Origin of the sequence: Ruegeria sp. AU67, from assembly GCF_900312795.1 — a bacterium.
Taxonomy (GTDB): Bacteria; Pseudomonadota; Alphaproteobacteria; order Rhodobacterales; family Rhodobacteraceae; genus Ruegeria; species Ruegeria atlantica.
The window spans coordinates 65,666-85,294 of the sequence record NZ_OMPH01000028.1; the positions used below are offsets into that span (position 1 = coordinate 65,666).

Annotated in this window: 18 protein-coding genes; 9 read left to right on the forward strand and 9 right to left on the reverse strand. The window is 57.8% G+C overall.

Translation table 11 applies throughout. From position 1 onward, the window contains the following. Positions 1–54: 54 nt before the first annotated feature. Positions 55–624, forward strand: a complete 570-nt coding sequence (locus DK510_RS15470) for a gamma-glutamylcyclotransferase family protein (protein ID WP_109312847.1) — start codon at positions 55–57, stop codon at positions 622–624. 52 nt (positions 625–676) lie between these two features. On the opposite strand, the gene gltX is transcribed toward DK510_RS15470, so the two are convergent. Next, a complete protein-coding gene (gene gltX, locus DK510_RS15475) occupies positions 677–2,002 on the reverse strand; it encodes a glutamate--tRNA ligase (RefSeq protein WP_109312848.1) in 1,326 nt (441 codons plus the stop codon). A gap of 60 nt (positions 2,003–2,062) precedes the next feature. Continuing rightward, positions 2,063–2,497: a DUF1801 domain-containing protein gene (locus DK510_RS15480; protein ID WP_109312849.1), complete on the reverse strand. Its 435-nt coding sequence runs from the start codon at positions 2,495–2,497 to the stop codon at positions 2,063–2,065. 117 nt (positions 2,498–2,614) lie between these two features. On the opposite strand from DK510_RS15480, the gene DK510_RS15485 reads away from it, so the two are divergent. Continuing rightward, positions 2,615–3,547, forward strand: coding sequence for an MBL fold metallo-hydrolase (locus DK510_RS15485; RefSeq protein ID WP_058278732.1), 933 nt, complete (start codon positions 2,615–2,617; stop codon positions 3,545–3,547). 4 nt (positions 3,548–3,551) lie between these two features. On the opposite strand, the gene DK510_RS15490 is transcribed toward DK510_RS15485, so the two are convergent. The 3 genes from DK510_RS15490 to DK510_RS15500 form a co-directional block, all read right to left on the reverse strand. Further along, positions 3,552–4,880 (reverse strand): FAD-binding oxidoreductase, encoded by a 1,329-nt coding sequence (locus DK510_RS15490; RefSeq protein WP_109312850.1) that lies wholly within the window; start codon positions 4,878–4,880, stop codon positions 3,552–3,554. 154 nt (positions 4,881–5,034) lie between these two features. Continuing rightward, positions 5,035–5,268 (reverse strand): hypothetical protein, encoded by a 234-nt coding sequence (locus DK510_RS15495; RefSeq protein ID WP_109312851.1) that lies wholly within the window; start codon positions 5,266–5,268, stop codon positions 5,035–5,037. 335 nt (positions 5,269–5,603) lie between these two features. Then, positions 5,604–7,262, reverse strand: a complete 1,659-nt coding sequence (locus tag DK510_RS15500) for an NAD+ synthase (protein ID WP_109312852.1) — start codon at positions 7,260–7,262, stop codon at positions 5,604–5,606. Positions 7,263–7,409: 147 nt separating this feature from the next. Here DK510_RS15500 and DK510_RS15505 point away from each other — a divergent pair, with 147 nt between their 5' ends. Next, positions 7,410–8,867 carry an MORN repeat-containing protein gene (locus DK510_RS15505; RefSeq protein ID WP_109312853.1) on the forward strand — a complete coding sequence of 486 codons (1,458 nt, stop codon included), beginning with the start codon at positions 7,410–7,412 and terminating at the stop codon, positions 8,865–8,867. A gap of 5 nt (positions 8,868–8,872) precedes the next feature. On the opposite strand, the gene DK510_RS15510 is transcribed toward DK510_RS15505, so the two are convergent. Next, entirely contained in the window at positions 8,873–9,538 is a 666-nt protein-coding gene (locus DK510_RS15510; RefSeq protein ID WP_109312854.1) for an SDR family NAD(P)-dependent oxidoreductase, read from the reverse strand. A gap of 288 nt (positions 9,539–9,826) precedes the next feature. On the opposite strand from DK510_RS15510, the gene DK510_RS15515 reads away from it, so the two are divergent. After that, a complete protein-coding gene (locus DK510_RS15515) occupies positions 9,827–11,401 on the forward strand; it encodes a 2-isopropylmalate synthase (RefSeq protein WP_109312855.1) in 1,575 nt (524 codons plus the stop codon). A 55-nt stretch (positions 11,402–11,456) separates the two neighbouring features. Here DK510_RS15515 and DK510_RS15520 read toward each other — a convergent pair whose 3' ends face one another. From DK510_RS15520 to DK510_RS15530, 3 genes are all read right to left on the reverse strand, one after another. Then, positions 11,457–11,954 (reverse strand): DUF2141 domain-containing protein, encoded by a 498-nt coding sequence (locus tag DK510_RS15520; RefSeq protein WP_109312856.1) that lies wholly within the window; start codon positions 11,952–11,954, stop codon positions 11,457–11,459. Between the two features lie 18 nt (positions 11,955–11,972). Then, the gene (locus DK510_RS15525; protein WP_109312999.1) at positions 11,973–12,872 is read right to left on the reverse strand and encodes a sterol desaturase family protein; all 900 of its coding nucleotides are present in this window, start codon (positions 12,870–12,872) and stop codon (positions 11,973–11,975) included. Positions 12,873–13,048: 176 nt separating this feature from the next. Further along, complete coding sequence (locus tag DK510_RS15530) at positions 13,049–13,840, reverse strand: 23S rRNA (adenine(2030)-N(6))-methyltransferase RlmJ (RefSeq protein ID WP_109312857.1); 792 nt, start codon at positions 13,838–13,840, stop codon at positions 13,049–13,051. 155 nt (positions 13,841–13,995) lie between these two features. Between DK510_RS15530 and DK510_RS15535 the strand changes: the two genes are divergently transcribed. The 5 genes from DK510_RS15535 to rodA are packed head-to-tail and all read left to right on the forward strand — an operon-like array spanning position 13,996 to position 19,615. Next, positions 13,996–15,042 carry a rod shape-determining protein gene (locus tag DK510_RS15535; RefSeq protein WP_039523195.1) on the forward strand — a complete coding sequence of 349 codons (1,047 nt, stop codon included), beginning with the start codon at positions 13,996–13,998 and terminating at the stop codon, positions 15,040–15,042. A 59-nt stretch (positions 15,043–15,101) separates the two neighbouring features. Continuing rightward, the gene (gene mreC / locus DK510_RS15540; protein ID WP_108860807.1) at positions 15,102–16,004 is read left to right on the forward strand and encodes a rod shape-determining protein MreC; all 903 of its coding nucleotides are present in this window, start codon (positions 15,102–15,104) and stop codon (positions 16,002–16,004) included. Next, the gene (locus tag DK510_RS15545; protein ID WP_109312858.1) at positions 15,997–16,533 is read left to right on the forward strand and encodes a rod shape-determining protein MreD; all 537 of its coding nucleotides are present in this window, start codon (positions 15,997–15,999) and stop codon (positions 16,531–16,533) included. The genes mreC and DK510_RS15545 overlap by 8 nt, the downstream gene beginning before the upstream one ends. Then, complete coding sequence (gene mrdA / locus DK510_RS15550; protein ID WP_109312859.1) at positions 16,530–18,479, forward strand: penicillin-binding protein 2; 1,950 nt, start codon at positions 16,530–16,532, stop codon at positions 18,477–18,479. Before DK510_RS15545 ends, mrdA begins: the two co-directional genes overlap by 4 nt. Beyond that, positions 18,476–19,615 (forward strand): rod shape-determining protein RodA, encoded by a 1,140-nt coding sequence (gene rodA, locus DK510_RS15555; RefSeq protein WP_058273483.1) that lies wholly within the window; start codon positions 18,476–18,478, stop codon positions 19,613–19,615. Before mrdA ends, rodA begins: the two co-directional genes overlap by 4 nt. Positions 19,616–19,629: the final 14 nt, after the last annotated feature.

Sequence of the window (19,629 nt, forward strand, 5' to 3'; positions counted from 1 at the left end):
CGGCATAAAAGCGGTTTGACATACATCAATCGTCAGGAAAGGACGCACAGGCCCATGGCAGATCCCTATTTCTTTGGCTACGGCAGCCTTGTGAACCTTTCGACGCACGACTTTCCCGATCCGCATCCTGCCCGGCTAAAAGGCTGGCGGCGCGCGTGGCGACACACTGACCTGCGACCGGTCGCCTTTCTGACGGCAGTTTCGGACCCTGCGTCCGAAATCGAAGGCATGATCGCGCATGTGCCGAAAAATGATTGGATCGCCCTAGACGAACGGGAATGGGCCTATAAACGAATTCCCGCCACACAATCCGTCACGCACCCGGTAAAGCATGAGGTCGAGATTGCCGTCTACGCTGTGCCTCTTGACCGGCACAATGCTCCAAGCAATCACCACCCATTGCTACTGAGTTACATTGATGTGGTCGTGCAGGGATACCTGCGCGCATTTGGTGAAGACGGCGCAGATCGTTTCTTTGCCACCACAGATGGATGGGATGCGCCGATCCTGAACGACCGGGCCGAGCCCCGATACCCGCGCCATCAACAGTTGAAATCGGTTGAGACCGAATTCGTGGATGATCGTCTCAGCCTTCTCTCAACCCGGATTGTGCAGAACGCATAGAAAAAAGGCGGGATCGAATGACCCCGCCCTTCCTCATTCTATTGCCGTACACTCAGGCTTTTGCGCGGATCACCTGCAGCAGTGGCAACAGAATGGCCATCTCAGGCCCCCGCTCCATGCCGGTCAGCGCCTTGCGCAGCGGCATGAATAGCCCTTTGCCCTTGCGGCCGGTCGCTTCTTTAACCGTGCTGGTCCATTTGCCCCAGGTTTCGCCATCGAACGAACCTTCAGGCAGCAGCGCCATAGCCTCGGCGATAAACTCACGGTCCTCATCCGCGATCAGCGGCTCAGCCCCATCGCGACACAGTTCCCACCAGCCCTTGAGATCAGCCAAAGTGGTGATGTTCTCGCGTGCCATCGCCCAGAAGGGTTCGGCCAGATCGGCAGGAACACCAGCATCAGCCACGGCCTCGGCCACGTCGGCCAAAGGCAGGGACTGCAAATGCTTTGCCGTCAGCGGGAACAGGTCCTGCACATCGAACTTGGTCGGCGCGGCCCCGAAACGGTTCACATCGAAGCCTTCAATCAGTTCCGCCATTTCCGAGCGCAGCTCAACCGGGTCGGAGGAGCCCAGACGCGCCATCAGGCTCAGCAACGCCATCGGCTGCACGCCCTGTTCACGCAGATCACGCAGGGCAAGCGTGCCCAACCGTTTTGACAGGGCCTCTCCTTGAGGACCGGTCAACAACGAGTGATGCGCAAAGCGCGGGCAGGTGCCGCCCAGCGCCTCGATGATCTGAATCTGGGTCGCGGTGTTGGTCACATGGTCCGAGCCGCGCACCACATTGGTGACGCCCATTTCGGTGTCATCCACCACCGACGCTATCGTATAGAGAACCTGTCCGTCGCCCCGGATCAGAACCGGATCGGACACGGATGCCGCATCGATCGAGATGTCGCCCAGAATGCCATCATTCCACTCAATCCGCTCGTGATCCAGCTTGAAGCGCCAGACGCCGTTGCCACGCTTGGCCCGCAGCGCCTCTTTCTCGGCATCCGAGAGGTTCAGCGCGGCGCGATCATAGACCGGTGGCTTGCCCATGTTCAGCTGCTTCTTGCGCTTGAGGTCCAACTCGGTGGGCGTCTCAAACGCCTCATAGAACCTGCCCATCTCGCGCAGCTTGTCTGCGGTTTCGGCATAACGGTCCAGACGATCCGACTGACGTTCAACCCGGTCCCAGTGCAGGCCCAGCCACTCCATGTCCTGTTTGATGGCGTCGACATATTCTTCTTTCGACCGCTCAGGATCGGTGTCGTCAATCCGCAAGATGAACGTGCCGCCTGCTTTGCGGGCGATCAGATAGTTCATCAAGGCGGTGCGCAGGTTGCCCACGTGGATGTAACCGGTGGGCGACGGGGCAAAACGGGTGGTTGTCATAGGTGTCTCCTGTTGGCGCGGCTCTTGTCACAGGATTGGCCAATTGTCCAGCAAAGGCGTTCAGGTCGGCTGGACCGGCCAGTGCCGATCCAAGTCCTTTAACCCGGCGCAGATCAGTTCAGACAGAACATTCGTGTCAATATCCGCCAGCTTGTTCACATAGAGACAGGACTTGCCCAGCTTGTGTTTACCCAGTCGTGACAGAATATCCCCGAAATCTGCATAGCCGGGCATGATGTAGATCGACAGAGCCGTTTTGCGCGGGGAAAACCCGGTTGCCAGAAACTCTCCTTCGCGCCCGGACTTGTAGCGATAATGGTATCGACCATAGCCCACAATCGACGCACCCCACATAACAGGTTCAAACCCGGTCGCGTGCCGAAAGAGGGCATCCAACGCCCGCGCATCATCTGCCTTCTTCACCGGTTGAACAGCCGCCAAAAAGCCCTCGACACTTTGCCCTGTGGGAACGGTTTTGTTTTCAGATCGCGCCATAAACAAAAATTAACACGTAATGTTCATCCACGCAGCCCATTTGAAAAGGGTATACACTGGCAAGAGACTCGCGCCGACCTAAACTCACTGAATGCTGTTCTGACAGGGAGAACCAATATGACCATCAAATTGACACGCCGCGCGGCACTGGGTACCGCGGCAGCTTTGCCCTTTGCCGCAGCTGCAGCGCCGGTTCTGGCAGCCGGAGCTGAGACAAAGGCAAATTCAACCGTCGCCAAATCCTTTGCGTTGGGCGATTTTACCGTAACGACATTGTTGGACGGCAGCCTGCCGCGCGATGGCGCCCAAGAAATCTTTGGCGGCGGAGCGTCAGATGAAGACTTCGCGAAAGTCTCAGCAGACAATTTCATCTCACCGGATGTCGCGCAGTTCTTCTTTACCCCGACTCTGGTCAACACCGGGTCTGAGCTGGTCCTGTTCGACACGGGGCTGGGGCAAGGTGGTATTCAGGCGGCCTTGGCCGATGCGGGTGTGACACCGGATCAAATCAATGTCGTCGTCATCACCCATATGCATCCCGACCATATCGGGGGCATGACGACCGATGACGCGCCGACCTTCCCGAACGCGCGCTATGTCACCTCCTCTCCGGAATATGACTTCTGGGCGGCGCAGGACGCGGGCAATCGTGTCGGAGATCTGGTCGCGGCCAAGGTCACACCTTTGGCCGAGAAGATGACCTTTGTTGAAAATGGCGGCGAAGTCTCGTCGGGTATCACCGCTGTTGCAGCTTATGGCCATACACCTGGCCACACGGTGTATCATCTAGAAAGCAACGGGCAGCGTCTGGTTCTGACCGCCGATCTGGCAAACCACTATGTCTGGTCCTTTGCCCATCCGGAATGGGAAGTCCGTTTTGACATGGACAAAGCAGCCGCCACGGCATCGCGCCGCGACGTGCTGGGCATGCTGGCCGCCGACAAGGTTCCGATGATCGGCTATCACATGCCATTCCCGGCAGCTGGCTTCGTTGAACCCCGTGGCGACGGGTTCCGCTTTGTGCCTGTCAGCTACCAGATGATGGGATAGTACCCTAGTATCCCGGGTCCGGCCGCACCTTTGAACCATCCGTAAATCGGGACAGGCGAAAGGCGGCCGGATCAACGCATGGCGTGGTTTCACAAACCAGATCGGCCATTAAACGCCCCGCTCCGGGGCCGATCCCAAATCCATGACCTGAAAACCCCGTGGCGATGAACATCCCTGACATGGTATCGACTGAAGATATTACCGGAATGGCGTCCGGGGTGACGTCGATCAAACCTGCCCAGCTTTGAACGATCTCTGCCTGCTCCAGCACCGGGAACCCTTTGCGCGCGCGCGCCCATGTCCGCCTCAGGACCTTGGCCGAGGGCTCAGGATCCAGCACACGGCAATGTTCGAATGGCGTGACGTCGGTGTGCAACCATGTTCGGTCCTCACCGGCCTCTGCCGCCCAGCGTTTGGACAGCCTGAAACGCAAGGATCGCCATTCCTGTCGGAACGCCGGAACAAACTGCAGCGCAAGCCGAAAACTATCCGGGACAATATCAACCGTATTCTCGTGCCCGGATGCAATTGTATAACCGCCATCGGCCCTTTTTCGCATCGCGAAGTCATCTGACCATATTGCTGTTTCCGGCCCATTCACCGGTGAAGTGCGTAGGACCGTGTTGAGAACCTTAAGCTGTGGCAGGTCAATCCCCGCATTGCCCGCAAACAGCCGCGACCACGCGCCTCCGGCAAGAACCACCCGTGCACAAGCCACCCGACCACGTTCGGTAAACACACCTGAGACATAACCGTTCTCGACATCAACGCTGCGCACTGCGCAGTTGGTCATCAGGCACGCCCCTTTGTCTCGTGCGGCTTCAGCGATCGCAGGGGCGGCCCATTGCGGTTCAGCCCGTCCATCCCGTGGCATGTGCAGGGCAACTTTCAATCCCGATTGATTGTCGGGCAGCAAGCCATCCAGTTCAGCACCCGAAACCATCTCAGCGCCAGTGTGCAGACCTTCAACATGGCGCATCCAGCGTTCAAGATTTGCATGATCCCGCTTCCCCGAGGCGCCAAAAAGGATGCCGGAACGCGCAAACCCGGTTTGGCGCCCTGTGCGTTGATCCAGATCCTGCCAGATCTGCTGCGCTTCTAGCATGAGCGGGATTTCCCGAGGGTCCCGCAGCCCCAAACGCACCCATCCCCAGTTTCGCGAACTTTGTTCGCCCGCAATATGGCCTTTTTCGCACAGCAAAACCGACGCGCCCCGCTCTGACAGATCTAAAGCTGTTGATGCGCCGATGATTCCGCCGCCTATGACCACAACGTCAACAGACTTGGGCAGATGCAGATCAGGTTCTACAGGAGTTGGTTTTGGACCGGGCATCCGCCGCTCTTACTTCATTGCTCGGACCGCAATGAATGCGCGATATCAGGCAATAGGCAACATGTCGCCTGACGCGCCGATCACAATTTTCAGAAGCTGTGGTTATAGTGCCAGAATGATCTCTGGCACTGTTCAATTCAGCGGGCTCGGGCCGTCAAGCAGCGCCGCAGAGTTCCGCCCACTTCTGACGCAATGTGGCTGTAAGCCCAGCATCGTTATCGACAGAGTCTTCGGCCATACTTTCTTGTGAAAGCAGTTCAGGCAGAATCGAAAAAGCCACTGATTGCCCTGGTGCCGCTTTTTGCTCTGGCGGCATCTCAGCCCCCAAGAGGTCGGCAATGGCAGAATCGACCTGATTTTCGTCTAATTCATGACCCTCAGATTCCATCGAACGCCACGGAGGCGGCGAGTGGAGTGGTCTATCGTATTGCTCACGCATATTCACACCAAATCGTTAACACAGACACTCAATTCACGATGCGTAACAAACAAAGCCCGATTAGAAATGCCGAGCCAATTAAGAATGCGCCACATCCGCCCCACTTGAGGCGGCAATTGAGCTAAAATGTGTCAGAAAAATGTCCTCACTTCAAGCGTGTTCAAAGGTTGAAGCTGAATCCAAGCGCACACTGTCCCCACTATGGGGACAATGAATAAATTTCCATTAGTGAGAATTTGTTTCAGAAACTATCGGGCCTCTAAGAGACCGTGCGCGGGTTCGATTTAAGACGGATCCCGCCAACGATTCACAATCGGGTATCTGCGATCCAGCCAGAAGGCTCGATTGGTCAATCGCGTACCTGGTGCGGACTGGAACCTCTTGTATTCGCTGATATAGATCAGATGCTCTACGCGACGGGCGACATCTGCTTCGAATCCTGCTGCTTCGCAATCAGCGATGGAGCCATCGCGGTCGACCAGGATTTCCAGGATCGCGTCCAGTTCCGGGTAGTCCGGCAGGCTGTCACTGTCTTTCTGGTCTTCACGCAGTTCAGCACTTGGGGGTTTGTCGATGACCGACGGGCGGATCACCTCACCCTCAGAGCCCATCATCCAGTCGCGGTGATTGGCGTTGCGCCAGCGGCATGTTTCGAACACGCGCGTTTTATACAGATCCTTGATCGGGTTATAGCCGCCGTTCATGTCGCCATAGATGGTCGCGTAACCCACAGCCACCTCGGACTTGTTGCCCGTGGTCAGCAGCATTTCGCCAAACTTGTTCGAGATCGCCATCAGCATCAAACCGCGCAGGCGGGATTGGACGTTTTCCTCGGTCAAATCCGCCTCGCCGCCCGCAAACAACGGGGCCAGAGTGTCTGTCACCGCCGCCCGACTGTCCGAGATCGGAACATAGTCGTAATGCACGCCCAGCGCCTTGGCGACGGCTTCGGCGTCATCCAGCGAGGCCTGGCTGGTGTATTCCGACGGCAGCATCACGCAACGGACGTTTTCCGCACCGATTGCATCAACAGCAATTGCCGCGACCAACGCCGAGTCCACTCCACCCGACAGCCCCAACAACGCCTTTTTGAACCCGGTCTTGCCCATGTAATCGCGCAGGGATTGGACCATGGCGCGATAGTCCTGCTCCCATTCATCCGGCTGCGGCACAACTTCAGCAGGCACAATACGCCAGCCTTCATCACTGCGCTCCAGATCGACATGCGTCAGGGCTTCATCAAAGACCGGCATTCGAAAGGCCAGCTCTCCGCCCGGATTCAGGCCGAAAGTCGCGCCATCAAAGACCTGATCGTCCTGCCCGCCTACCATGTTCAGATAGATCAGCGGTAAACCGGTCTCGACCACACGGGCAACCATGTGGTTCAGGCGCACATCATATTTGTTGCGGAAGTAAGGTGAACCATTGGGGATGAGCAGAAACTCGGCCCCGGTCTCTTCCAGTGTTTCCGAGACGTCCGAGTGCCAGCTGTCTTCGCAGATCGGGCTACCGATCCGCGAGTTACCAACCGAGTACGGCCCCCCCAAAGGGCCCGCGTCGTAAAGGCGAACTTCGTCGAACACGGTTTCATTCGGAAGGTGATGTTTCAGCACCTTGCTGCCGATGCGACCGCCCTTGAGGATCAGGTAGGCATTAAAAAGCTTGCCGTCTTTCGTCCATGGACCACCAATTGCAATGGCAGGGCCATCGGCACATTGCGCTGCAAGCGACTGAACCGCTGCCATGGCCGCCTGATGGAACACCGGCTTCATCACCAGATCCTGAGTGTTGTAACCGGTAATGAACATTTCGGGGAAAGCCACAAGGTCGGCACCAGCTTCGCGCCCCTGCTCCCACGCCGCAAGCGCCTTGTCCAAATTGCCTTGGATGTCCCCAACAACGGGGTTGAGTTGTGCCAGAGTAATGCGGAAACGGTTGGCCATGCTGCCCTCTTGCCCTCGTCAGTCCTAATGCCATTTAGCAGATCGCACCGCGAGTGAAAGTCAAATGCGGCAAAACACGTTGCTCTGCCCGCACGGGTATCTTAGTTTTGCTTTAAAACGTGACAACCGGGCAAGGCAGGAAAAACCATGAACGCTATCCGCATTTCTTTGGCCGCCACGGCGATGGCTTTGCTGGCTACATCCGCCTTTGCGCAGGACGGACAGGTTATCGTTGCGGATGATGATGTTGGCGGCGTGTACGAGGGCACTTTCCTGAACGGCCTGCGCCACGGCGAAGGCACTTACCGCCTGCCGAACGGGTTCGAATATGTCGGCGAATGGGTCGAAGGCGAAATTCAGGGCAACGGCATAGCGCGCTATGTCAACGGCTCGGTCTATGAGGGGATGTTCGCGAAGGGGCAACCCGAAGGGCAGGGCAAGATCATCTACCCTGACGGCGGCAGCTATGAGGGGGACTGGGCCGAGGGGTCAATCAACGGAACCGGAGTTGCAAAATACACCAACGGTGTCCGATACGAGGGCAGCTTCAAAGACGCCCGCTATCACGGCAAAGGCGTCCTGACCGATCCCAGCGGTTACGTCTACGATGGCGACTGGAAGGATGGCGTCAAGCACGGCGAGGGCAAAATCACCTCGACGCAAGGCAGCGTTTACGAAGGGCAAATCAACAACGGCTTGCGCGATGGTCAGGGTACTCTGACCGTTCCGGATGGCATGACATATAGCGGTGATTGGTCTCAGGACCGCATGACCGGCAAGGGCCGCTTGTTGCAGGCCAATGGCGACCTTTACGAGGGCGATCTGGTTGATGGCCGCCGTCGGGGCAATGGCAAGGCCACCTATGCCAACGGTGCGACTTATGAGGGCGAATATGCCGATGACCGCCGCCACGGAAAAGGACGCTTTCTTGGGACCGACGGGTTTGATTACACCGGCGAATGGGTGGACGGCCAGATCGAAGGACTGGGTGAGGTCACCTATCCTGATGGCGCGACCTATACCGGTGATTTCAGCGCAGATCTGCCGCATGGCAAAGGCGTTCAGACCTATCCGGATGGCACCGTCTATGACGGCGAATGGACGGCCGGCATTTTTGAGGGCAATGGCAAGGCCACGTATCCCAACGGTGTTGTTTACCAAGGACAGTTCAAGAACGGTCTGAGCAATGGCACGGGCGTTCTGACATTCGCGAACGGATATCGGTACGAAGGCGACTGGGTAGATGGCGCGCGTCAGGGTAAAGGCAAGGCAACTTTCCCTGACGGAACATCCTATGAAGGTGATTTCCAAGACGGTCAGCGTCACGGCGAGGGAACTATAAAAACCCCACGCGGATTCAGCTATACCGGCGGCTGGGCCGAAGGCAAAATCAGTGGTCAGGGTGTGGCAACCTATGCCACCGGCGACGTGTACGAAGGCACCTTTCTGGATAACAAACGCCACGGCAATGGCACGATGCGTTATGCCAATGGCCTGGAAGAAACCGGCGTCTGGGAAAACGGAGTCCTACCCAGTGAGAACGTAAGCGCGCCCGACGCGACGGATGCCGAAACCGAGCCTGATACATCCGCCTCTGACGGGTAATCAAGCTACCAGGGCACTGGCTTTCCCGCCCAGTCAAAAAACCCACCCGTATCAGCCGCATTTAACGCGGCTGATACGGATAGCAGGTTCCGGGCGGCCTCATCAGGTGCAACCGCAGGGTGCCGCCCGACATATTTCCGGGTGAATGCTGTCGTGACCGTACCGGGGTGCAAGGCGACGCAGATCGCCTGTTTATGGCTCCGGGCAAGCTCGATCGCGGATGTGCGGACAATCTGGTTCAGCGCCGCCTTGGACGCCCGATAACTGATCCATCCACCAAGCCGGTTGTCACCAATCGACCCCACTCGCGCAGACAACACGGCAAAGACGGCGCGCCGGTCGCGCGGCAGCAAGCGCGCGGCATGCGCAAGAACTAACGCAGGTCCGACCGCATTCAGCGCGAACTGATCCATCATCGCCGGAGCGGATAGCAGTCTGATGGTTTTCTCGGGGGTGGCACCATTAACCTCAAGAGCGCCAGCAGCGACCAGGATCAGGTCGAACGGACCGGAAACGCCCGCCAATGTCCGATCGACGATCTCGGGGTCGGTCAAATCAAATCCGTTCTGTGACCGGGACAATGTGGTGACGTCGACCGACTGTTGCCTAAGCCTATTGGCGATGGCACCTCCGATCCCACCCGAGGCGCCGATGATAAGTGCTGTTTCCATGCGGGTTGAACTAGCCGTCGGCAATGCGTGATCAACACATGTGGGAAAAAAGAAATCTCTTCATATGCCGGAGGAAAATTCGTTCTTTTCATTCCCGCCGCGCGATGTATAACCTCAACCCCATGATCAACCGCGCAGATATCCTGATTGCCGACACCGCCCTTCGCGGTGCGTCTCTGCGTGGCCTACTGATCCTAATCCGCCTCTGAGCGTGCCATCCGGCGCGCCCGCTCAGAGGAGGACGCCCGCGCGCCATAGGCTTTAGGACAGAAGAAGAAAGAGAATCCCATGACCAACGTGACCGACCAAGACCGCGTCTTGATCTTTGACACAACCCTGCGCGACGGCGAGCAAAGCCCCGGCGCAACTATGACCCATTCGGAAAAGCTGGAGATTGCCGAGCTGTTGGACGACATGGGCGTCGATATCATCGAAGCGGGGTTCCCAATTGCCTCCGAAGGTGACTTCAAGGCCGTATCTGAAATTGCCGAACGGTCAAAGAACAGCCGTATCTGCGGCCTGGCCCGTGCCAATTTCGCCGATATCGACCGCTGTTGGGAGGCGGTGAAACATGCAGGCAAAAGCCGCATCCACACCTTCATCGGCACCTCACCGCTGCATCGTGCCATCCCGAACCTGACGCAGGACGAGATGGCCGACAAAATCCACGAAACGGTCAGCCATGCGCGCAATCTGTGCGAAAACGTGCAGTGGTCGCCGATGGATGCGACGCGGACCGAATGGGATTACCTCTGCCGCGTGATCGAGATTGCGATCAAGGCTGGCGCGACGACAATAAACATCCCCGACACGGTCGGCTACACCGCTCCGATGGAATCCGCCGACCTGATCAAACGCCTGATCGAAACGGTTCCCGGCGCGGATGAGGTGGTCTTCGCCACCCACTGCCACAACGACCTTGGCCTGGCGACCGCGAACTCGCTGGCTGCGGTTGCGGGTGGTGCGCGTCAGATTGAATGTACCATCAACGGCCTTGGCGAACGCGCCGGCAACACCGCGCTGGAAGAGGTGGTGATGGCACTGCGCACACGCAATGACATCATGCCCTGGAACACCGGCATCGACACGACCAAGATCATGCATATCTCGCGCCGGGTCGCGACGGTGTCGGGCTTCAACGTGCAGTTCAACAAAGCCATCGTCGGCAAGAACGCCTTCGCGCATGAAAGCGGTATCCACCAGGACGGCATGCTGAAGAACCGCGAAAACTTTGAAATCATGCGCCCCGAAGATATCGGTCTGTCCGGGACATCCTTGCCGCTGGGCAAACACTCGGGCCGCGCAGCGCTGCGTGATAAGCTGAACACGCTGGGTTATGAGGTTGGCGACAACCAGCTCAAGGACATTTTCGTTCGGTTCAAGGAACTGGCCGACCGTAAGAAAGAAGTGTTCGACGACGATCTGATCGCGTTGATGACGCTGGATGATGACGACGGCGACGATCACCTGCAACTGGTTTCGATGAAGGTTACCTGCGGAACCGTCGGCAAGGCCGAAGCCACCATCGAGATGGAAGTAGGCGGCAAGGAATTCATCGCCACCGAACAAGGCGACGGCCCGGTCGACGCTGCCTTCCGCGCCATTCGAGTTGTGCATCCGAATACGGCGCACCTGCAGCTTTATCAGGTGCACGCCGTGACCGAAGGCACAGACGCGCAAGCCACGGTATCGGTGCGTCTGGAAGAGGACGGCATGATCGCAACCGGTCAATCCGCCAACACCGATACTGTCGTGGCCTCGGCCAAGGCGTATATCCACGCGCTGAACCGCCTGATCGTGCGCCGTCAAAAGGCGGGTCCGGGCGCAGATACCCGGGAAATCAGCTACAAAGATCTTACTTGAACAAAAAAGGGGCGGTCGATTGTCGACCGCCCCTTCTCTATTATCTCCAGTCGCATTACGGCCAATAGAACAAGGTCAGATCTGCTGGCTTTTCTGTCCCGATCAACGAGTAGTCATACACCGGCGTGTCGTTGAGATCGTTCAGCCCCGATACTGCATACCCATCAGTTGGTATGGAGTTCGCGTCATAGTTCAGATCGTAATCCCCGTTTTCATCCTGAAACGCGATAACAGCAAAATACCCGCTGTCGAGGTCGTGAAAGTCGAAGCGGAGCGGGTCCTCGGACGCTGGTGCCTCAAGATAACCGGCGGCCTTGGTGTAATCCATGTTGTCGAACGCCGTCGCCTGGTCAAAGGCCATGACAATCACGTTGCCCTTGGTGCTGCGCGCTCCATGAAGATTGACGGTCAGACCTTTGTCTTGCGAAGTCCCTGTGGTGGAGGCCGCTGCTTGGTCAATATCTGTGGTGAACCCCGAGGCGACCCAGGCGCCTCCGACAAACAGACCTGCCGTAACGATGGCCGCCACGATGCGTTGTGTGTTGCTTGGCATCTTTTGCGCTCCTACGCCTTACTTAGCGGGTTTACTCTGTTTGCGACCGTTCTTTGGCTGCCAACCCGGCGGTCCGAAGAAAACACCCAGCTTGTTGCCGAACCCCGGCATGTTCCGGACATCCTTGAACAGGCGGGCAAAGCCGTGAAGGAAGGCGACGAAGGGATTGATCGAGTCGATCGGTTTGACGAGGCCATAGACCACCTCTTCCTTTTCTTCCTCGAACGTTCCGAACATGCGGTCCCAGATGATCAGAATCCCGGCATAGTTCTTGTCCAGGTATTTCGGGTTTGATCCATGGTGAACGCGGTGATGCGACGGCGTGTTGAAGATGTATTCAATCGGGCGCCACAGCTTTTTGATAACTTCGGTATGCAGGGCCGTCTGATACAGCTGCACCAGCAGTTCCGCGACCAGCACCATGAACGGGTTGAACCCCAAAAGCACAAGCGGCAAGTGGAAAAACAACGGCCAGAAGCCATCCAGCGGACCATGGCGATAAGCCACTGATATATTGAAGAAGGGAGAGCTATGGTGAACCGAATGCGTGGCCCAGAGAAAGTTGATCCGGTGCAGAATCCGATGCTCCCAGTAATAGGCCAGATCTGCAAGGATCAGCACAATGATGAACGAAGCCCATGTTGTCGGAATATTGAACACGGCAAATTGCGAAGCCCAGACATAGGCACCGATATAGAAACCAGCCAACAGAACAAAGCTGATACCGATGAAGAAAACGAGCGTTATGAAATTGGTGACGGTGTCACCCATCATCTGCCAATTCAGTTTTTTGACGACTGCATATCGGATCAATTCGAAGGCCAGAAAGGCCATAGCGAAAACGAAGAACCAATCGTCAATCAAGGTTTCCCAGTAATTCAGATGAAAGTCACTGATATGGCGGCTTAGGAAGTCCATCGAAGCAATCCGATTCTCGTTTGCTGTCACACATGACATTTTATTTACGAGATCACCGCCGGAAATCAAGGTCCCGGCGGTGAAAAAACGGTTTCTCCTGCAAGTCCAATGCTGTCACAGCAGATTTTTCTCCTGCGTGGCATACTTTGGGAAAACCCCATGTGATCACTGATTGCTCATCCGCGCAGTTTGCCGAACCGGCCGTCCAACGTTTCGGCGCACTCGTTCAGACCATAGGGCGCGTTCACAACAAACATTCCCGATCCAACCATACCGTGCCCTTCGCGTGCGGCCGGAAAGTGGACCTCGTGGTGCAGAACCTTGGGGAAATCCCGTTTTGCCAAAGCGTCGCGCATGGCCTGATGCCGTCCATTGGCCAGTATCGGATACCACAGCGCGATCACACCTACATTCCATTTCCGATTCAGCGAAGCGATGATGCCGGGCAGTCTGTCATAATCGGATTTGACCTCATAACTTGGATCAATCAGCAAAACGCCACGGCGCGGCGTTGGCGGCAGCAGAGATTGGGCCAGTTCAAAGCCATCCTGCCTATAGGTCCGGGCCCCGGTCGTGATCATGACGTCGCTCAGCGCCCGATATTCCTGCCGATGCAATTCAGCAAGGTGCATCTTGTCCTGCGGACGCAACAGGTTCGCCGCGATCAAGGGCGACCCCGGATACGCCGTTTTGCCATACCGATCATGCACAGCGACAATGGCCCTGCTCAGGGGATGATCGGCGTCAAACCAGCCTTCGGTCAACGCACGTTCAATTCCCGCTGCTGCTTCACCGGTCTGAACGGCCTGATCCGAGTCCAACTGGTACAGCCCCCGCCCCGAATGGGTTTCGATGTAGCTTAGCGGTTTGTCCTTTTGGGTCAGATAAGCCAGCGTTTCTGCCAAAATTGCGTGCTTATGGACGTCCGCAAGGTTACCTGCGTGGTAAATATGTTGATATGAGAGCATGATGCCTTCTAAAGTCCCTGCAATTAAGGCGGAAAGGTGCTGAGTGTCGCGGAATCAGCCCTTTTACCGGGCGAGTTGGCACCCTATAAGTCATCCGTCCCGGAACCGTCGAGTCGCGGGCAGTAGAAAACTGACATACAGGATCAGGGAAAAATATGGGGATCTTTGGCAATCTGGGCGGCCTGTTCACAGCGGACATGGCTATCGACCTTGGGACAGCGAACACGCTGGTTTACGTCAAGGGCCGCGGTGTTATCCTTTCTGAACCCTCCGTGGTAGCTTATCACGTCAAGGACGGCGTGAAAAAGGTTCTGGCCGTTGGCGAAGACGCCAAGCTGATGTTGGGCCGGACCCCCGGTTCGATCGAAGCCATCCGCCCCATGCGCGAGGGCGTGATTGCCGACTTTGATACTGCCGAGGAAATGATCAAGCACTTCATCCGCAAAGTGCACAAGCGTTCAACTTTCTCGAAGCCCAAGATCATCGTCTGCGTTCCCCACGGCGCGACCCCTGTTGAAAAACGCGCGATCCGTCAATCGGTTCTGTCCGCAGGCGCCCGCCGCGCCGGTCTGATTGCCGAACCTATTGCTGCCGCGATTGGAGCGGGCATGCCCATCACCGACCCGACCGGCAACATGGTTGTCGATATCGGCGGCGGCACCACCGAGGTTGCTGTTCTGTCGCTGGGTGACATCGTATATGCCCGCTCGGTCCGCGTCGGCGGTGACCGTATGGATGAGGCGATCATCTCGTACTTGCGCCGCCAGCAGAACCTGCTGGTCGGTGAATCCACGGCCGAGCGGATAAAGACCACCATCGGCACTGCGCGCATGCCCGACGACGGCCGCGGCCAGTCGATGCACATTCGCGGACGCGACCTGCTGAATGGTGTGCCCAAGGAAATTGAAATCAGCCAGGCCCAAGTGGCCGAGGCGCTGTCCGAACCCGTCCAGCAGATTTGCGAGGCGGTAATGACCGCACTGGAAACCACTCCGCCTGATCTGGCAGCGGATATCGTGGACCGGGGCGTGATGCTGACCGGCGGCGGTGCGCTGTTGGGTGATCTGGACCTCGCCCTGCGCGAACAGACCGGTCTGGCCGTGTCGATTGCAGATGAAAGCCTGAATTGTGTGGCTTTGGGCACCGGCAAGGCGCTGGAATACGAAAAACAACTGCGCCACGCGATTGACTACGAAAGCTGAGGCGCGCACCCTTTACCACATAGGGTAAATTCGGCACGAGCAGCACGGGAAGGAGTCCTGTGGCAAAAGACCGATCACAGCGCGATGAATACACAACCCCCTTGCGCCGCCTGTTGCTGGGGATTGTTGTGTTGTGTCTGCTAGGCATCTTTCTGATCTGGCGGATCGACAGCCCGCGCGTGGAACGGTTTCGCGCACAGGTCGTGGACAGTGTTGTGCCGTCGATGGAATGGGCCATGGTTCCTGTCACCGCCGCCGTCAATCTGGTGCGCGATTTCCAAAGTTACCAACGGCTGAGTGATCAGAACCAGGAATTGCGCAGCGAATTGCGCATAATGCGCGCCTGGAAAGAGGCCGCGTTGCAGCTGGAGCAGGAAAATGCCCGGCTTCTGGACCTGAACAACGTGCGTCTTGATCCGCGCCTGACCTATATCACCGGGGTGGTCATGGCCGATAGCGGCTCGCCCTTCCGCCAGTCGGTCCTGCTGAACGTGGGTGAAAGGGATGGGATCAGGGACGGCTGGGCCACCATGGACGGGATTGGCGTCGTCGGGCGTATCTCGGGCGTTGGCCCCGACACCGCGCGTGTCATCCTGATGACAGATGCATCCAGTGCAATTCCTGCCACGATTCAACCGTCTGGCCAAACCGCTCTGATCACCGGCGACAACACGCAATCCCCGTCGGTGGAGTTTCTGGAAAACCGCGAACTGGTACGTCCCGGCGACCGCGTTGTAACCTCGGGTGATGGCGGCGTGTTCCCCGGAGGGTTGCTGATCGGGCAGATCACCGAAGACCCAGGCGGGCGTTTGCGGGTGCGCCTCTCCGCAGATTTTGAACGACTGGAATTCCTTCGCGTTCTGCGCTTCCACTTGGCCCCGGTGATCTCGGATCCTGGCGGCATCGTGGGCCCACGGCAACCCGAGGCTGCCCTGACCCCACCGGAGGTCGGCGATGGATAGGCAAACCTCTCATCTTTGGCTCAAACGCTGTTTGTACGTGTTCCTGGCGTTACTGATTATGTTCCTGCATCTTCTGCCTCTGGATACACAGCCGGACCGGTGGCCGTTTCCGGACATGCTTATTGCGTTAACGTTCGCCTGGGTTCTTCGCCGACCGGAATACGTTCCCATTTTTCTGGTTGCTGCAGTGATACTGATGGCCGATTTGCTGCTGCAACGGCCTCCGGGCCTGCTGGCGGCACTTGTGGTTTTGGGATCGTCCTATCTGCGCTCGGCTGCGCCCGGAATGCGCGACGCCGGGTTTATGGCTGAATGGACAACGGCCGCTGTGGTGATCGCGGGAATTTTCATATTGAACCGTGTCATTCTTGCTATTCTATCGGTACAGCAAGCAGCGTTGGTTCCTGTGGTGATACAAGTGGTTCTGACAATTGCGGTTTATCCTCTGGTCGTTCTTCTCAGCCAGAATGCGCTTGGCGTTCGGCGCGTGTCAGTGTCGGATCCCGGCACAAGAGGGGCCCGGGCATGAAACAACGCAATCCCAAAGCGCAAGGTTTGGCATACAAACGCCTACCGCGCCGCGCGTTGATCCTGGGCGGGTTGCAGACTGCGTTTATCGGCGGCCTGGCAGCGCGAATGCGCTTTATGCAAGTGGATCAGGCTGACGAGTACCGTCTGCTGGCCGAAGAAAACCGGATCAACATTCGCCTGATCCCGCCAACACGCGGGCGCATCTATGACCGCAACGGCCAGATCATCGGCCAAAACACGCAGTCCTATCGTATTGTTATGGTCCGCGAAGATGCGGGCGACGTCGACAAAGTCATCGCCAAACTTTCAGAGCTTATCCCGCTGACTCAAGAAGAGATTAATCGCGCCAAGACTGAGATGCGCCGCTCTGCCCCGTTCCTGCCAGTCACACTGGCCGATCAGGTCACGTGGGAGGATATCTCCAAGGTCGCTGTCAATGCGCCCGCGCTGCCCGGCGTTACGCCCGAAGTGGGCATGGCCCGTCAGTATCCCCGCTACGAGGATTTCGCTCATGTCGTTGGTTACGTCGGGCCGGTCAGTGACTATGATCTCAGCCTGATCGAAGATCCCGAACCGGTGCTGCGTATCCCCCGGTTCCAGATCGGCAAGGTCGGTCTGGAGTCCAAACAGGAAATCAGCCTGCGCGGAAAAGCTGGCGCAAAACGTGTCGAGGTCAACGCCACAGGCCGCATCATGCGCGAGCTTGACCGGCAAGAAGGCGAGGCAGGGGCCGATCTGCAATTGTCCGTTGATGCGGACCTGCAGCAATACACCCAGGCGCGCCTGGCCGGTGAAAGCGCGGCTGCAGTCGTCATCGACTGCGAAACCGGCGATATCCGGGCCATCAGTTCTGCCCCCAGTTTCGACCCGAACCTGTTCGTGCGCGGGATATCGGTCGCGGATTACCGGGCATTGACTGAAGATAACTACCGCCCGCTGGCCAACAAGACGGTTCAGGGCACCTACCCGCCGGGTTCGACCTTCAAGATGATCACTGCGCTTGCCGCACTTGAGGCCGGAGTTGTTGGCCCCGGCAACACCGTCTATTGCCCCGGCCACCTGAAGGTCGGTAGCCGCCGCTTCCACTGCTGGAAGCGCGGCGGGCATGGGACTGTGGATCTCAATTTGTCGCTAAAGCGCAGCTGCGACGTCTACTATTACGATGTCGCGGTGCGTACCGGCATCGACAAAATCTCGGAAATGGCGCGCAAGTTCGGACTGGGCGTCAAGCACGACATCCCGATGTCAGCTGTCGCTGCCGGTTTGGCCCCCAATCAGGAATGGAAAGAGCGGGTCCACGGTGAAGGCTGGCTGGTAGGCGACACGGCGAATGCCTCGATCGGGCAAGGGTTCATGCTGGCCTCGCCCCTACAGCTTGCGGTCATGACGGCAAGGATCGCCACAGGCCGGGCCGTGAAGCCACGTTTGGTGCGCTCCGTCAATGGCGTCGAGGAACCGTCAGGAGCAGGTGAGCCGCTTGACGTCAATCCGTACAACTTGAATCAGGTACGCAAAGCGATGTTCTCGGTCTCAAACGATAGGGCTGGCACCGCCTATCGCAGCCGCATCATCAATGATGAATTCCGCATGGCCGGCAAAACCGGCACCAGCCAGGTGCGCAACATCACCAAGGCCGAACGCGCGGCTGGCGTAATCCGCAACGAAGACCTGCCGTGGGAACGGCGCGACCACGCGCTGTTCGTCAGCTATGCGCCGTACGACAATCCGAAATACGCCGTGGCAGTGGTGGTGGAACACGGCGGTGGCGGATCCAAGGCAGCGGCCCCGGTCGCGCGGGACATCATGCTGCAGGCTCTGTACAACGGCACCCCACCGCTTGAGGCTTATCCGGTTGCAGATCGTGACCGCATCAAGGAACAACAAAAACGGCTTGAGGGCGACCGCCGCCCTAAAGCGCGACCTGATGAAAAGGACCGCGCATGAGCTATCTTGAATACGCCGTCAAATCCACGCCAACGGGGTTTCGCAAGTTCCTCTACATGAACTGGCCGCTGACTTTGTTGCTGATCAGCGTCGCCAGCGCCGGATTTCTGATGCTGTATTCGGTCGCGGGCGGGTCCTGGATGCCATGGGCCGAACCCCAGATTGAGCGGTTCGGACTGGGATTGACCGTTATGTTCATCATCGCGTTGGTACCGATCTGGTTCTGGCGCAACATGTCCGTCTTGGCCTATCTCGGCTCGATCGTTCTGCTGATTTTTGTGGAACTCTTCGGCACCATCGGCATGGGTGCGCAGCGATGGATCGACCTTGGTTTCATGAGGCTCCAGCCTTCCGAAGTCATGAAGATTGCGCTGGTCATGGTTCTGGCTGCCTACTACGATTGGTTGCCGTCTCATAAGACATCGCGACCGCTCTGGGTGCTTATTCCAGTCATCCTGATCCTGATCCCTACGGCTATGGTTCTGAAACAACCCGATCTGGGCACCTCGATCCTGTTGTTAGCGGCGGGCGGGGGACTGATGTTCCTGGCAGGTGTGCACTGGGCTTATTTCGCCGCCGTTATCGCGGCGGTGGTCGGCTTGATTGCGACCGTGTTCAACAGTCGGGGCACCGAGTGGCAGTTGCTCAAGGATTATCAGTTCCGCCGAATAGACACTTTCCTTGATCCCTCCACCGATCCGCTGGGTGCAGGCTATCACATTACCCAGTCGAAAATTGCGCTGGGGTCAGGCGGCTGGAACGGGCGCGGGTTCATGCAAGGGACGCAGTCGCGCCTGAACTTTCTGCCCGAAAAGCACACGGACTTCATCTTTACCACGTTGGCCGAGGAATTCGGGTTTGTCGGAGGCATCACTTTGCTGACCCTTTACGCCCTGATTATTATCTTCTGCATGGTTACGGCTTTGGCGACAAAGGACCGGTTCTCATCCCTAGTCACCTTGGGGGTTGCGCTCAACTTCTTCCTGTTCTTTGCGGTCAATATGTCCATGGTCATGGGCCTTGCGCCGGTTGTGGGCGTGCCCCTGCCGATGGTCAGCTACGGCGGGTCCGCCATGCTGGTTCTGATGGCTGCCTTCGGCATTGTTCAAAGCGCGCATATTCACCGCCCTCGCTGAATTGAAAGGCCCCT

Coding starts and splice junctions, on each gene's coding strand:
- DK510_RS15470 (WP_109312847.1), top strand. CDS start 55: ATGGCAGATCCCTATTTCTTTGGCTACGGCAGCCTTGTGAACCTTTCG.
- gltX (WP_109312848.1), bottom strand. CDS start 2,002: ATGACAACCACCCGTTTTGCCCCGTCGCCCACCGGTTACATCCACGTG.
- DK510_RS15480 (WP_109312849.1), bottom strand. CDS start 2,497: ATGGCGCGATCTGAAAACAAAACCGTTCCCACAGGGCAAAGTGTCGAG.
- DK510_RS15485 (WP_058278732.1), top strand. CDS start 2,615: ATGACCATCAAATTGACACGCCGCGCGGCACTGGGTACCGCGGCAGCT.
- DK510_RS15490 (WP_109312850.1), bottom strand. CDS start 4,880: ATGCCCGGTCCAAAACCAACTCCTGTAGAACCTGATCTGCATCTGCCC.
- DK510_RS15495 (WP_109312851.1), bottom strand. CDS start 5,268: ATGGAATCTGAGGGTCATGAATTAGACGAAAATCAGGTCGATTCTGCC.
- DK510_RS15500 (WP_109312852.1), bottom strand. CDS start 7,262: ATGGCCAACCGTTTCCGCATTACTCTGGCACAACTCAACCCCGTTGTT.
- DK510_RS15505 (WP_109312853.1), top strand. CDS start 7,410: ATGAACGCTATCCGCATTTCTTTGGCCGCCACGGCGATGGCTTTGCTG.
- DK510_RS15510 (WP_109312854.1), bottom strand. CDS start 9,538: ATGGAAACAGCACTTATCATCGGCGCCTCGGGTGGGATCGGAGGTGCC.
- DK510_RS15515 (WP_109312855.1), top strand. CDS start 9,827: ATGACCAACGTGACCGACCAAGACCGCGTCTTGATCTTTGACACAACC.
- DK510_RS15520 (WP_109312856.1), bottom strand. CDS start 11,954: ATGCCAAGCAACACACAACGCATCGTGGCGGCCATCGTTACGGCAGGT.
- DK510_RS15525 (WP_109312999.1), bottom strand. CDS start 12,872: ATGGACTTCCTAAGCCGCCATATCAGTGACTTTCATCTGAATTACTGG.
- DK510_RS15530 (WP_109312857.1), bottom strand. CDS start 13,840: ATGCTCTCATATCAACATATTTACCACGCAGGTAACCTTGCGGACGTC.
- DK510_RS15535 (WP_039523195.1), top strand. CDS start 13,996: ATGGGGATCTTTGGCAATCTGGGCGGCCTGTTCACAGCGGACATGGCT.
- DK510_RS15545 (WP_109312858.1), top strand. CDS start 15,997: ATGGATAGGCAAACCTCTCATCTTTGGCTCAAACGCTGTTTGTACGTG.
- mrdA (WP_109312859.1), top strand. CDS start 16,530: ATGAAACAACGCAATCCCAAAGCGCAAGGTTTGGCATACAAACGCCTA.
- rodA (WP_058273483.1), top strand. CDS start 18,476: ATGAGCTATCTTGAATACGCCGTCAAATCCACGCCAACGGGGTTTCGC.